The organism is Cupriavidus sp. GW821-FHT02F09, assembly GCF_059421605.1.
This window is the reverse complement of sequence record NZ_JBWKVH010000018.1, coordinates 46036-60022: the sequence shown is the minus strand read 5'-3', so window position 1 is coordinate 60022 and position 13987 is coordinate 46036. Positions and strand designations below refer to the sequence as shown.

11 protein-coding genes are annotated in these 13987 nt (G+C 67.7%); 8 read left to right on the top strand and 3 right to left on the bottom strand.

What is annotated here, in order from left to right:
• Nucleotides 1-129: 129 nt before the first annotated feature.
• Nucleotides 130-1026 (bottom strand): DMT family transporter, encoded by an 897-nt coding sequence (locus tag AC07XB_RS20655; protein ID WP_492372009.1) that lies wholly within the window; start codon nucleotides 1024-1026, stop codon nucleotides 130-132.
• 81 nt (nucleotides 1027-1107) lie between these two features.
• Here AC07XB_RS20655 and pdxR point away from each other — a divergent pair, with 81 nt between their 5' ends.
• The gene (gene pdxR, locus AC07XB_RS20650) at nucleotides 1108-2553 is read left to right on the top strand and encodes a MocR-like pyridoxine biosynthesis transcription factor PdxR (protein WP_492831470.1); all 1446 of its coding nucleotides are present in this window, start codon (nucleotides 1108-1110) and stop codon (nucleotides 2551-2553) included.
• 166 nt (nucleotides 2554-2719) lie between these two features.
• On the opposite strand, the gene AC07XB_RS20645 is transcribed toward pdxR, so the two are convergent.
• Entirely contained in the window at nucleotides 2720-3157 is a 438-nt protein-coding gene (locus tag AC07XB_RS20645; RefSeq protein WP_492372007.1) for a helix-turn-helix domain-containing protein, read from the bottom strand.
• A gap of 73 nt (nucleotides 3158-3230) precedes the next feature.
• Here AC07XB_RS20645 and AC07XB_RS20640 point away from each other — a divergent pair, with 73 nt between their 5' ends.
• The 3 genes from AC07XB_RS20640 to AC07XB_RS20630 all read left to right on the top strand — a co-directional run bounded on the left by AC07XB_RS20640 (nucleotide 3231) and on the right by AC07XB_RS20630 (nucleotide 6931).
• Nucleotides 3231-4112: a class I SAM-dependent methyltransferase gene (locus AC07XB_RS20640; RefSeq protein ID WP_492831471.1), complete on the top strand. Its 882-nt coding sequence runs from the start codon at nucleotides 3231-3233 to the stop codon at nucleotides 4110-4112.
• On the top strand, nucleotides 4105-4626 hold the full coding sequence (locus AC07XB_RS20635; protein ID WP_492831472.1) for a DUF2938 domain-containing protein: 522 nt from the start codon (nucleotides 4105-4107) through the stop codon (nucleotides 4624-4626). Before AC07XB_RS20640 ends, AC07XB_RS20635 begins: the two co-directional genes overlap by 8 nt.
• Before the next feature lie 166 nt (nucleotides 4627-4792).
• Nucleotides 4793-6931, top strand: a complete 2139-nt coding sequence (locus tag AC07XB_RS20630) for an alpha/beta hydrolase domain-containing protein (RefSeq protein WP_492831473.1) — start codon at nucleotides 4793-4795, stop codon at nucleotides 6929-6931.
• 66 nt (nucleotides 6932-6997) lie between these two features.
• Here the strand turns inward: AC07XB_RS20630 and AC07XB_RS20625 are convergent, their stop codons facing one another.
• Complete coding sequence (locus tag AC07XB_RS20625) at nucleotides 6998-7924, bottom strand: LysR family transcriptional regulator (protein ID WP_492372003.1); 927 nt, start codon at nucleotides 7922-7924, stop codon at nucleotides 6998-7000.
• A gap of 148 nt (nucleotides 7925-8072) precedes the next feature.
• Here AC07XB_RS20625 and AC07XB_RS20620 point away from each other — a divergent pair, with 148 nt between their 5' ends.
• The 4 genes from AC07XB_RS20620 to treF all read left to right on the top strand — a co-directional run bounded on the left by AC07XB_RS20620 (nucleotide 8073) and on the right by treF (nucleotide 13980).
• Nucleotides 8073-8978 (top strand): MBL fold metallo-hydrolase, encoded by a 906-nt coding sequence (locus AC07XB_RS20620; RefSeq protein WP_492372002.1) that lies wholly within the window; start codon nucleotides 8073-8075, stop codon nucleotides 8976-8978.
• 75 nt (nucleotides 8979-9053) lie between these two features.
• The gene (locus AC07XB_RS20615; protein ID WP_492807207.1) at nucleotides 9054-9794 is read left to right on the top strand and encodes a DsbA family protein; all 741 of its coding nucleotides are present in this window, start codon (nucleotides 9054-9056) and stop codon (nucleotides 9792-9794) included.
• Between the two features lie 146 nt (nucleotides 9795-9940).
• Nucleotides 9941-12118, top strand: coding sequence for a sensor domain-containing protein (locus AC07XB_RS20610; RefSeq protein ID WP_492831474.1), 2178 nt, complete (start codon nucleotides 9941-9943; stop codon nucleotides 12116-12118).
• A 191-nt stretch (nucleotides 12119-12309) separates the two neighbouring features.
• Nucleotides 12310-13980, top strand: coding sequence for an alpha,alpha-trehalase TreF (gene treF, locus AC07XB_RS20605; protein WP_492807211.1), 1671 nt, complete (start codon nucleotides 12310-12312; stop codon nucleotides 13978-13980).
• Nucleotides 13981-13987: the final 7 nt, after the last annotated feature.

Sequence of the window (13987 nt, the reverse complement as noted above, 5' to 3'; positions counted from 1 at the left end):
ATCCACAGCATCCGTGGTAAAGAAGGCATATCGCAGCGTCCCCACGCTGCATGCGAAACGGCGCGCCCACTGTGGCGCGCCGAAGCTTTTTACAAGCCCCGTAAATCCAGTCTGCATCCCTGCGCCTCGCTAGCTAGCCAGGCGCTTGTTCCATCCGCGCACAATGCCCGTTGTCAGGGCGGTGCCGGCCAGGATCACGGCGCAGCCCAGCAGCATCGAAGGGGTGATGCGCTCTCCCAGGAACAGCGCACCCCACAAGACACCGAAGGCCGGGATCAGGAATAGCGCGGTCATTGCCCGCGCTGGCCCTGCCTTGGCGATCAGGCGAAAGAAGAGCACATAAGCCAGCGCGGTGCAGGCGGCGGTCAACGCGCCCAGCGCCAGCCACGCGTGCGCGCTTGGCTGCGTGGCCGGCCACAGCCAGGCCGCAGGCGCGCACAGCAGCAGAGCCGATGCGAGCTGGCTGCCCGCTGCCACGGTCAGCGGCGGCACCTCCGCCAGGTACTTGCGGGTAAAGTTGGCGGAGAAGCCATAGAGCAGGGTAGCGGCCAGGCAGGCCAGCGCAGCCAGGCCGGCGGCCTTGCCCGCGGCGCCGTGGTGCAGCCCTGCCTTATCCCACACCAGCCACAGCACCCCGGCGAAGCCCAGGGCCAGCCCGGCTACGCGTGGCGCCCCCAGGCTTTCACGCAACCACAGCCAGCCGATCAGCGCGGTAAACAGCGGCGTGGCCGCGGTGAACATGGCGGAGAGCCCGGCCGGAATCGTCAGCGCGGCAAAGCTGAACAGCACGAAGGGCAGCGCTGAATTCGTGATCCCTACCACGGCGATCGCCCACCAGCGGCGGCGCAGGCCGGCCAGCCCGCCGCGCCAGGCCAGCAGCGGCAGCAGCAGCAGGGCCGCGCCGCCGGCGCGCGCGCCCGCCAGCGGCACCGCGCCAAACTCACCCGCACCCAGACGGATAAACAGGTAGGAGGCGCCCCACAGGGCGGCCAGCGACAGCAACATCGAAAGATCGGAGCGTTTCATTTCCAGGCACCTCATGGGGATGACAGGGCCAGGATAAGACGGCAAACTGGTACCTGAAAAGAACCAGGAACAAGGAAGTTTATGGATCCAGAATTCGCCTTCCCGATCCGCTTGCCGGTACACGGCTCGCGCCATTTGCTGCGCAGCCTGCACGGCCAGCTCAAGGGGGCGATCCTGGACGGGCGCCTGCGCCCTGGTTTGCGCCTGCCTGCTACGCGCGCGCTGGCCCAGGCCTGTGGGGTGTCGCGCAACACCGTCGTGGCCGCCTACGACTTGCTGCTGAGCGAGGGCTACGTGGTGGCGCGCGATCGTGGCGGCACCTATGTGGCGGGGCTGCTGGCGCCCACGCGCGAGCCAGCCCCGCAGCCCGGCGCGCCCGAGGCTGAGCGCCGGCTGGCCGCGTTCTGGCGCGCGCCGCCCTTGCCGCCTCGGGAAGCTTCGCCGCTGGTGCCGCGCTTTGATTTTCGCGTAGGCGTGCCCAGCCTGTCGGCATTCCGGGCAGACCTGTGGGGGCGCCTGACAGCGCGCGCAATGCGGACGATGGCCCATGCGCCGGTGGCCTATGCAGACCCGCAAGGGCAGCCTGCGTTGCGCGAGGCCATTGCCAGCCACGTCTCGTTCGCGCGCGCGGTCGCCTGCCAGGCTGGCGACGTGGTGGTCACGGCGGGCGCGCAGCAGGCCTTCGACCTGCTGGCCCGCGTGCTGGTGACGCCCGGGCGCACCGTGGTGGCGGTGGAGGACCCGGGCTACCCGCCGGCCCGCGCTGCCTTTGCCGCCGCCGGCGCCAGGATCGTGCCGGTGCCGGTGGACGCGCACGGGCTGGTGGTGGACCGGCTGCCTGCCGATACGCGGGTGATCTACGTCACGCCATCGCACCAGTTTCCCCTCGGCCATGCCATGTCGGCGGCGCGGCGCGCGGCCTTGCTTGCGTTCGCGCAGGCGCACGGCGCGGTCATCGTCGAAGACGATTACGATGGCGAGTTTCGCCACGGAGAGCGCCCGCTCGACGCCCTGCAGACCCTCGACCGCGCCGAATCCGTGTGCTACGTCGGGACCTTCTCCAAGAGCCTGTTTCCCACGCTGCGGCTGGGCTTCGTGGTGGCCCCGCGGTGGGCCCGGCAGGCGCTCACGCTGGCCAAGCAGTGCAGCGACTGGCATTGCGCTGCCGCCGCGCAGGACACGCTCGCCGCCTTCATCGCCGAAGGGCACCTGGCACGCCACGTGCGCAAGATGCGCCGGCTCTATGGCGTGCGCCGCCAGCTGCTGCTGGATACGCTGCGCGCGGATTTCAGCGGCCGGCTCGATCCGGTGCCCTGCGCCGCCGGGCTGCATCTGGCCGCGCTATGCGTTGGCCATGCCGATCTCGAGCCGCTGGCGGAGCGCGCGAGGAAGCAGGGCATCGGGGTCTGGACCACGCAGGAGTACTACCTTGGCCCGCAGGACCGTGCGGGCTTGCTGTTTGGCTTCGGCGCGATCGACGAGGCGGGCATCGCGGCGGGGCTGAAGGCGCTGCGCAAGCTTTGGTGAGGGCCGGCGCGGTCAAGCCTAGATGCTCGCGGTGCAACTCTTGGCGCATTCGGTCGGATCGGAGGAGACATGGGGCATGGGCCGGAATCCGACTTTGAGGCGATATGCTCGGCACGCGAGCCTATCACAGCGTGGGCATGACCACCCCGATGGTGCGTACTCCGCGCTAACTCCGCGGCGATCGCGGCGCCTTCTTCGGCGGCGCTCCAAGGGCGCCGGACGCGGCGGCCTGCACGATGCGGCGGAAGGTTGGGCATTCCATGTGGCTAGGCGCCGGGCAGGCGGCGGCGTGGCGCAGGCCGTCGCGCATGGCGCTGAGCTTCTTGATCGTCCTGTCCAGCTCATCCGCCTTGGCCGCGAGCATCTGCCGGTCGATGCGCGGCTGCCCCTGCGGCGCGAACATGAGGGCAATTTCGTCGAGCGAGAAGCCGGCGGCGCGCCCCAGCGCGATCAGCGCCAGCCGTTCCAGCACGCCGGCATCGAACAGGCGGCGCAGCCCGCGCCTGCCAGTGGAGGCAATCAGCCCCTTTTCCTCATAGAACCGCAGCGTCGATGCGGGAACGCCGGACTGCTGCGCCACTTCGGCTATGTCTAGGCTTTTCACCCTCTTGACCTCAAGTCGACTTGAACTGGCACAGTCTAGCTTCCGCTCCCTGGGGCAGCAAAGGAAAACGATCATGGACGTCACGCAACAGGCCGAAAGCGAGCAGGCGACGCTCTGGAGGGGCCGCTCCGGGCGCGCCTGGGTCGAGGCGCAGGCGCTGCTCGACCAGATGTTCAAGCCCTTCGAAGACCTGCTCGTCAAAGCGGTCCGTGGCGGCGCCGGGCACCGGGTGCTGGATGTGGGCTGCGGTACGGGCAGCACCACGCTCGCCGTAGCGCGGCGGCTCGGCGCGAAGGGCCATTGCACCGGCGCCGACATTTCGGATCCGATGATCGCCGCTGCGCGGGTGCGCGCCGAACGCGAAGATATCACCGCACGCTTCATCCGCGCCGACGTGCAGAAACATGACTTCGAGCCCGCAAGCTTCGATTTGATCATCTCGCGCTTCGGCGTCATGTTTTTCGACAACCCGGTCCTGGCCTTCAAGAACCTGCGCCACGCCGCACGGGACGGCGCAGATCTCTGCTTTATCGCGTGGCGCAGCGCCGCGGAAAATCCGTTCATGACGACGGCCGAGCGCGCCGCTGCGCCGCTGTTGCCGAGCATGCCCGCCCGCCGGCCAGGTGCGCCGGGACAGTTCTCCTTCGCGGAAGGGCATTGGGTCTCTTCCATGCTGGAGGAGAGCGGCTGGGCCGAGATCGACATCCGGCCGCTCAACGTGGAATGCACCTTCCCCGAGAACGAACTGGTCGGCTACCTGTCCCAACTCGGCCCCGTTGGCCTGATCCTGCAAGAGGCGGACGAGCGCACGCGCATGCAGGTCATCGAAACGGTCCGCACCGCCTTCGATCCCTATGTGCACGGCGCTGAAGTTCGCTTCACTGCGGCCTGCTGGATGGTCAGCGCCCGAGCGCCGTTTGCGTCGGGCGCGCTGAAGGGGGCCACCCATGTCTGACGCAGTGGGCTACCCGATGTGCGCTTTCCTGATCGGGACGGGCGCGACCGTGGTGATGGACATCTGGGCCGCGGCTCGACAGTGGCTGCTCGGCATTCCTCCACTGAACTATGCCCTGGTAGGCCGCTGGCTCGCCCATCTGGCGCGAGGGCGCTTTCGCCACGATCCCATTGCCGCTTCGCCGCGCGTACGGGGCGAACGCCTGATTGGCTGGGTCGCCCATTATCTGATCGGCATCGCATTTGCGGCCGTGCTGCTCGCTTTATGGGGCCACGGCTGGGTCCGTCATCCGACGCTCGGCCCCGCGCTGATCGTTGGCATTGGCAGCGTGGCGGCTCCCTTCTTTTTGATGCAGCCAGCCATGGGCGCCGGCGTCGCAGCAAGCCGCACACCGCGTCCCGCCGCCGCGCGCTTCCATAGCCTCGTCACGCACGGGATATTCGGCCTGGGTCTTTATGCGGCGGGCCGGGTGACAAGCTGGCTGGACACGTTGCCATGGCCGAGCTTTTGGTAGCAGCGCCAAGCGCGTTCTTCCCGCAATGCCTACGCGCCCCAAAAAGCGATTCAGCGGTTTATCCGCATAATCCATCGAAACTATCCATTTACCTTATATTGCCACGCTCCCTACACTTTGCGCCAACGCCCCCCTTAGCAGGGCGTACGACAAGAGAGGAGCAAGTATGGAGATCACCTTGGCGCGCCGCACGGCGGCGCTGGCGCTAGCTTTGCCGTTGCTCGCCTGCGGCGGCAACGATGAGAGCGCAAACACGGGCACCGCCGTCACGTCCACCGCGGCGGCCACCCCGGGCATGACGCTGACCATCACCGCGCGGGAAGACATGCCTGGCACCTATGGCAACGTAGGCGCCTACGAAAAACTCACGGGCACGCTCAAGGGCGAGGTCGATCCCGCCGATGCGCATAACGCCATCATCCAGGACCTGGCGCTGGCCCCGGTGAATGGCCGCGGGCTTGTGGAGTACACCACGGAATTCGTCATGCTCAAGCCCAAGGACATGAGCAAGGCGGGTGGCGTGCTGCGTTACGACGCGCCCAATCGCGGCAATATCCTGACCATGCCGAACCCCACCGCGGTGCCCGGGGATTCGCTCTACTTCGAACGCGGCTACGTGCTGCTGTACTCGGCCTGGCAGGGCGATGTGCCGAAGAGCTCGGCGGCAAGGCTCACGCTGGCGGTGCCGGTGGCAAAGAACAAGGACGGCACCAGCATTACCGGCCCGTATGCGGCGGAGCTGATCCCGAGCGCTGCCAGCCCGTCGATGAGCCTGCCGGGCGGCGTGTTCAACAGTACGATGATTCCCTATGCGCCAGCCAGCCTCGACAACACCTTGCCGGGCTACACGCTGACGCGGCGCGTAAACGAGACCGACCCGCGCGTGGCGATTCCCGCCACGGACTGGAAGTTCGCCACCTGCGATAACGCAGGCAACCCCTTCCCGGGCAAGTCCGACGCCGCCAACATCTGCCTCAAGGGCGGCTTCGTGCCGGGCTATCTCTACGAGATCACCTACGTGGCGAAAGACCCGAAGGTGATGGGTGTGGGCCTGGCGGCGCTGCGCGACACCATCACGTTTTTCCGGCACCAGGCCGCGGATTCGGCGGGCACGCCCAATCCGGTGGCGGGCGCGGTGCACTTTGCCATCGGGCAGGGCACTTCGCAATCGGGCAACGCGATGAAGACCTTCCTGCATCTTGGCTTTAACCAGGCGCTGGATGGCAGCAAGGTGTTCGACGGCATCTACGCGCATGTGGCCGCGCGCCAGACCAATATCAACACGCGCTTCGCCGTGCCGGGTGGCGGCGGTGGCCTGCGCACCGACCATCGCGCCTTCGGGCAGACCGCGCCGCGCGGGCTGGCTGCCGACTACCACGACACGCTGGCGGGCCGCAGCGGCGGCGTCATGCAGCGCTGCACCGCTACGCAGACTTGCCCGAAGTTCTTCCTCGGCCTGTCGGGCACGGAGTTCTGGCAATTGCAGGGCTCGCCGGTGCTGACCGATCCCTACGGCTTTGCCGACCTGAAGCAGCCTGACAATGCGCGCATCTACTACTACGCCAGCACGCAGCACGGCGGCAAGTCGCCGCTGATCAGCTACGCGCCAGCGTCGACGGTGTACCCGGCAGGCTCCATGGTCGATTTTGCCGATACCTTCCGCGCGCTGTTCGTCGCGCTGGAAGACTGGGTGGCTCGTGATGTCGCGCCGCCGGCCAGCCAGGTTCCGGCCATCGCCGATGGCACGCTGGTGCGGCCCGATCAGCTGACCTTCCCCGTGACCAAGGGCATTACCTGGGCCGGCGCGGGCAGCAATGCTGCGATTCCCGCGCTGCAGTACCTGGCGCGCTATAACGGCTTCCCGCTGCTCGACTACGGCCCGACCTATCGCCCGCAGGATGAGTCCGGCATCCCGACTTTGCTGCCACCGTCGTACATGGGACGGGACTACGCCATCATGGTGCCGCAGGTGGACGCGCAGACCGGGCTGACCAAGGCCGGCATCCACGGCGTCGACGTGGACGCGCCAGTGGGCACCAGCCTGGAGTTCAACTATGTGGCCACGCCGGGCATCGTGGATCTGGTCAACCTGAGCGGCAGCTACATTCCCTTCCACAAGACCGAGGCCGCGCGCATTGCGGCTGGCGATACGCGGCCCTCGCTGGAGTCGCTCTACACCGACCAGGCCGGCTATGTGGCCAAGGTACAGAGCGTGGCCGCCGGGCTGGTGGCCAGGCGCTTCCTGCTGCAGGCGGATGCCGACCGGCGCGTGGCGAACGCGCAGGCGAATCCCGTGTTGCCCTGAGCGAAGGGGCCTTTGAAGGGGCTTTTGAAGGGGCTGTGATGCGGCGGGCGGGGCGCTCCGCCCCGCCTAGCCTGGAAGCCTGGCTGCGGTTCCTGCGCCTTGCCATCCGGGGTCCGCGGCAAAGCGCTCCGCAAGGAAGTCCAGCATGGTGCGCAGGATTGCCGGCATTTGCCGGCGCGATGCGTAGACGCCGTGGATGCCAAGCGCCTGCGGTTGCCACCCGGGCAGCAGGGCCACCAGTTGCCCGCTGTGCAGCAGCGGCGCGGCAGAGTAGAGCGGCTGCATGGCAATGCCGGCGCCAGCCACCGCGGCGGCCAGCAGCACGGTCGATTCATTGGCGCTGAGGTTGCCCTGCACCGGCACCGCCAGCGTTTCCCCCGCGCGTTCCAGTTGCCACAGGCTTTTGCCGAAGTACGAGTAGGTGAGGCAGTTGTGCATGGCGAGGTCCTGCGCCTGGCGTGGCATGCCATGGGCGGCGATGTAGGCAGGCGCGGCGCAGATCACCGAGGCGCAACTTGCCAGCGGGCGTGCGATCAGGTTGGGGTCGAGGTCGTTGGTGATGCGGATCGCCAGGTCGATGCGCGTCTCCACCAGGTTGACCGCCTGGCTGGCGATATGCAGGTCGACGGCGGTTTCCGGATAGCGTTTCAGGTAGGCCGTCACGGCCGCGGCAAGCACGGACTCGGCCAGCGATTGCGCGCAACTGATGCGCAGCATGCCGCGCGGCATGCCCGCGCGCTCATGCTCGGGCCGTGCCATCTGGGCGGCGATCTCCAGCATCTGGCGGCAGCGCAACAGCGCTTGCTCCCCGGCGGGTGTCAGGCTCAGGCTGCGCGTGGAGCGGTGCAGCAGGCGTTGCTCGGCCCAGGTTTCCATCTGCGCGAGATAACGGGTGACCATGGCGCGCGACATGTCCAGCGCCTCGGCGGCGGCCGTCATGCTGCCGCGTTCGGCAATGGCGACGAAGACTTCGGCGGCGGTAATGCGGTCCATGGGATGGGTTGGCGGGTGGCGTTGGTGTAGCTTGTTGCCCTATTTAATCGATTTATGCAACAAAGATGTTCATTCTATGGGGTTTTTGTACCGGTCTGTGCAAATTATGCTGGCGGTTTCCTTGATCCCCAGCCATGTGAGACTCCCGATGCGCTCCAGCCTGACCCTGAACCGATTCCTGCGCGGCCTCGCCACCGCCTTGTGCCTGGGCATCGTCGCCAGCACGCCCGCAGTGGCCGCAGCCGCGCTCAAGCTGGAGGTCTACAACCCCGGCACCAAGAGCATTTTCCCGGTCTCGTCCGAGCTCGTCACCGGCGCGCACGACGCGGTGCTGATCGACGCGCAGTTCCAGCGCAACGACGCCGAGGCGCTGGTTGCGCGCATCCGCGCCAGCGGCAAGAACCTCACCACCATCTACATCAGCCACAGCGATCCGGATTTCTACTTCGGGCTGGACGTGCTCAAGGCCGCGTTCCCGGCGGCCAGGATCGTTGCCACGCCGCAAACGGTGGCGGCCATCCAGGCATCCATGTCGGGCAAGCTGGCTTACTGGGCCCCGATCCTGAAGGACAATGCGCCCAAGGCGCTGGTGCTGCCCGAGCCGCTGGCCGGCAATGCCATCGAGCTCGAGGGCAGCAAGCTGGAAGTGCTGGGCCTGGACGGCCAGGCGCCGGAGCGCACGGTGGTGTGGATTCCGTCGCTCAAGACCGTGGCCGGCGGCGTGGTGGTCTTCGGCAAGAGCCACGTCTGGGTGGCCGATACGCAAACACCGGCCTCGCGCCAGCACTGGATCGCCATGCTTGATCGCATCGCGGCTAAGAAGCCAGCGCGGGTCGTGCCCGGGCACTATCTGGACGATGCGCCGCAGACGCTGGCGTCGGTGCGCTTCACGCGGGACTACCTGCGCACGTTTGAGCAAGAGGCGGCGCGCGCGCCGGATGCCAAGGCGCTGAGCGCGGCGATGCAAAAGCACTATCCGCAGCTGGGCGGCCTGGACTCGCTCGATCTGAGCGCCAAGGTCATCAAGGGCGAAATGCAGTGGCCCGCAAAATAACGGCGGTGCGCCAAGCCGCGTTTCGCGTTTCGCGATGCGCATGACGCCTGCATCAAATCTCAGGAAGCATTGATCATGTCCGGTCTCACCCTGCATTACATCTACGACCCGCTGTGTGGCTGGTGCTACGGCGCCGCGCCGCTGGTGCGTGCCGCGCGCGACGTGCCTGGCCTCGCGCTCGCGCTGCACGGCGGCGGCATGCTCACGGGCGCCAACCGCCGCCGCATCACGGCGCAATGGCGCGACTACGTGATGCCGCACGACCGCCGCATCGCCGCGCTCACCGGCCAGCCGTTCGGCGAGCGCTATTTCGAAGGCTTGCTGCGCGACGAGAGCGCGATGATGGACTCCGCGCCGCCTACCACCGCGATCCTGGCCGCGCAGGCGCTGGGCGGCGTCGAGGCCGCCGCCGATCTGCTGGCGCGCCTGCAGCATGCGCACTATGTGGACGGGCTGCGCATTGCCGATGCGCAGGTGCTGGCCGATCTTGCCGGACAGGCCGGACTGGACCCGCAGCGCTTTGCCGGCCTTTGTCTGGACATTGGGGGTGACAAGACGCATGCGCATATGGCCGCCAGCCGCGCGCTGCTGAACCGTCTGGGCGGGCATGGCTTCCCCACGTTTGCGCTGCAAAACGGCACCGATCAATTTGCGGTGCTGGACGTGGGCCCGTTCCTTGGCGACGCGCGGGCGTGGCAGGAGAGCCTGGCGCGGGCGGTTGCGCGGCAGGGCGGGCGCATGGAGGTGGGCAGCCAGGATGGCGCCGGCGGCCCGGCTTGCGACGCGCAGGGTTGCGCTTTGCCGGCGCAAGGGTAAACTTCGCGCCCGCATTGCCGTTATACCAATCGACGTCCCGGCACACAGGCTGCGCCGGTTCCGTCGATTGTCGTTTGCACGCGGCTTGTCCTTTCGTCGGGACGAGCGCCGCACGAGACGGCATCGACCCTACACCCGCACCCTACATGCCGCACATCCAAGGCCCTCCCGGAGAGACCGAACTTTTTCGCACGCTTGTACTCGGCGTGACCGATTACGCGATCTACGCGCTGGATCCCGCTGGAACCGTGAGCAGTTGGAACCCCGGCGCGCAGCGGGCCAAGGGATACACCCGGGATGAAATCCTGGGTGCGCATTTCTCGTGTTTTTACACGCCGGAGGATCGCGCCGCAGGGCTGCCCGAGCAGGCGTTGCGGCAGGCGCGCGAGGCAGGCCGCTTCGCGGCGGAAGGCTGCTGGCGCTTGCGCAAGGATGGTTCCCGCTTCTGGGCCCACGTGCTGATCACGCCGATCTTCGATCGCAAGGGCAAGCAGCTTGGCTATGCCAAAGTTACGCGCGACATGACGCAGCAAAAGGCCGACGCCGAGCGCATTGCGGAGGTGACACGCACGCTGGACCTGGCTCTTGCGAACATGTCGCAGGGGCTGTGCCTGTTCGATCCGCATGGCACGATCATCCTGACCAATCGCCGCATGGAAGAGATCTTCCGCGGCGCGGGCGCGGCGCTGGTGCCAGGCGCGGATTTTCTCGCCCTGTGCCGTACCATGGCTGGCGTGCGCGAGAGCGAAATCGCGGCACCAGGCGTGCTCGCCAGCCGCCTTGGCGGCGATATGCAGGCCGAGGCTGGCCAGTCCGACGACCGCGCGGAGCAATACGCGCAGGCGCTTTGCGAGCGGCACCGCGAGATCCTGCGCCGCCACCAGCAATGGCGCAGCGTGGAAGCGTTGCCCGACGGGCGCGCCATTGCGCTGTCGCACAGCGCAATGGCTGACGGCTCGTGGGTGACCACCTGCGAGGACGTGACCGAGCAGCGACGCATCGAAGCCAAGATCCAGTACATGGCGCGCCACGACGGGCTCACCGGCCTGCCCAACCGCAGCTATTTCAACGACTACCTGGACGAAGAACTGCAGCGCGCGCAAAGGCAGGGCAGCCGGGTGGCAACGCTTGGCATCGACCTGGATCGCTTCAAGGAAATCAACGACCTGCACGGGCATGCGGCCGGCGACACCGTGCTGCGCGCGGTGTCCCAGCGCATCGCCAGCCAGCTGGAGCCGGGCGAGTTCATCGCTCGCATCGGCGGCGATGAGTTCATTGCCGTGAAGCGTTTCGAGCGGCAGGCCGAGCTGAGCGACTTCAGCGCGCGCCTGGTGACATGCCTGAGCGAGCCGGTGCGGCTCGATGGCTTTGACCTGACCACGGGCGCGAGCATCGGGATTGCGATCTATCCCGGCGACGGCACCCATCGCGACCAGCTGGTCAGCAATACCGACCTGGCGATGTACCGTGCCAAGGGCAGCTTGTCCGAATCGATCTGCTTCTACGAAAGCCGGATGGACGAGGCCGAGCGCGAGCGGCGCGCGCTGGCCGGCGAGCTGTGGACCGCCATTGCCGCCAACCAGTTCGTGCTGGACTACCAGGTGCAGACCGCCATTGCCAGTGGTGAGGCCATCGGCTGCGAGGTGCTGTTGCGCTGGCATCATCCCGAGCGCGGGCTGATCGCGCCCGACAGCTTCATCCCCCTGGCTGAAGAATGCGGCGCCATCCTGCCGATCGGCGAGTGGGTGCTGCGCACCGCATGCCAGGAAGCCGCGCAGTGGACGTTCCCGCGCAAGATCTCGGTCAACCTGTCGCCGGTGCAGATCACCCACGGCAACCTGGTCACGCTGGTGGCGCAAGTGCTGGAGGAAACCGGGCTGGCAGCGGGACGGCTGGAACTCGAAATCACCGAATCGACCATCATCGGCGACAAGGAGCGGGCGCTGGACATATTGCGCCGCATCAAGGCGCTGGGCGTGACCATTGCCATCGACGATTTCGGCACGGGCTACTCTTCGCTCGACACCTTGCGCTCCTTCCCGTTCGACAAGATCAAGCTGGATCGCACCTTTATCGCGGAAATCTCCGACAGCCAGCAGGCCAAGGCCATCATCCGCGCCATTCTGGCGCTGGGCCAGAGCCTGGCGATCCCGGTGCTGGCCGAAGGCGTGGAGACCGACGAGCAGCTCAGCCTGCTGCAGGCCGAGGGCTGCGACGAAGCGCAGGGATTCCTGCTCGGGCGCCCGCAGCCGCTCGAGTATTTCCGCCGCGCCCACGCCGTGGTCGGGCCGCGGCTGGTGACGACGCAGACATCGGAACGCTAAGAGGCGCATCCGGCGCATGCGGCGCATGCGATGCATCCTGTGCGCGCCTGTCGCGATCCGTGCGCTTGACGCGCGGTCCGGGCCGCACGCGGCGCCTTTGCGCGGCGGTGGAACTCGCCCGCCAGCCAGCCACTCTCATTGCTTGTCGGCAGCTTCCCGCGCTGCCGCACAGGTAAAAACCGGGAGGGGCCGTGGCACCACGCATCACCGTCGAAGGCGGCCAGCCGGCAGGCCAGCCTCATGTGCGCGAGGTGGACGACCCCACCGGTGGCCAGACACTCGCCCCGCACCGCTTGGCAGGTTGTGCGCACGCCGATCCGCTCACGCCCGCCGATCGCTACCAGGAGTTGTTCGTGGCGGTGCAGATGGGGCGCATTTTTCCCGACAGCAAGACCTTCACCGACGCCATGCCCCGGCAGGACCCGGCCACCATCCTGGCCGCCTACCGAGCTCGCGCCAGCGCAGCCGGCTTCGACCTTGCCGCCTTTGTGCACGCGCATTTCGTGCTGCCCGAGGTGCCGCGCAGCTGCTACGAGTCCGACCCCAACCAGCCGCTGGCCGACCATATCGACGGGCTGTGGGCGGTGCTGACCCGGCATCCCGCGCAGCACCCGCCGCAATGCTCGCTATTGCCGCTGCCGCATGCCTACGTGGTGCCGGGCGGGCGTTTCTCCGAGCTCTACTACTGGGATTCGTACTTCACCATGCTGGGCCTGGCCGCCAGCGGGCAGGCCGGCTTGCTGCGCGGCATGGCGGACAACTTCTCCTACCTGCTCGACACCTATGGCGTGATCCCCAACGGTACCCGCAGCTACTACCTGAGCCGCTCGCAGCCGCCGGTGTTCGCGCTGATGGTGGAGCTGTTCGAGGAACACGGTGTGCAGGCCGAGCTGGGCTTCTTGCCACAGTTGCGCAAGGAGTACGCTTTCTGGATGCGGGGCGCCGACTGCCTTGCGCCGGGGCAGGCGTGCCGGCGGGTGGTCAGGCTGGCCGACGGCAGCCTGCTGAACCGCTACTGGGACGAGCGCGACACCCCGCGCGAGGAAGCCTATATCGAAGATATCGGCACGGCAGCATTGGCCGCCCGGCCGGCCGCCGAGGTATTCCGCGACCTGCGCGCCGCGGCCGAATCGGGCTGGGACTTCAGCTCGCGCTGGCAGGAACCCGGCGGCGGGCTGGAGTCCGTTCGCACCACGGCGATCCTGCCGGTGGATCTCAATTGCCTGTTGTTCAAGCTGGAGCACAAGCTCGCCGAACTGGCCCGGGCCGCCGGCGATGCCGACGCACCGGTCTTCGCCCAGCGCGCGCAGGCCCGCCGGGAGGCCATCGACCGGCTCATGTGGCGCGAGGCCGAGGGCGCCTACTTCGATTTCGACTGGCAACGCCACCACGCCCGCGCCAACCTGACGGCGGCGACCGTGGTGCCGCTCTACGTTGGCGCGGCCACTCCCGCGCAGGCGGCGCGGGTGGCGCAAACCGTGGCCGCGAGGCTGCTGCAGCCCGGTGGCATTGCCACCACGGAGCACGTCAGCGGCCAGCAGTGGGACCTGCCCAACGGCTGGGCGCCGCTGCAATGGCTGGCGATCGGCGGGTTTGCGTGTTCCGGGCAAGCGGCGCTTGCGCACGAGATCGCCCATCGCTGGCTGTTGACCGTGGCGAGCCTTTACCAGCGTGAGTACAAGCTGGTGGAGAAGTACGCCCTGCAGCTCACAGAGGACGGCGCCGTAGGCGGCGGGGGCGGCGAGTATCCGCTGCAGGATGGCTTTGGCTGGACCAACGGTGTGGTGCGCAGGCTGCTGCAGGAGCACCCTACGCATGTGGCGTGCCGCTGCCGCGCGGGTGTGAAGTCCGTGAAGGCGTGAGGCATGA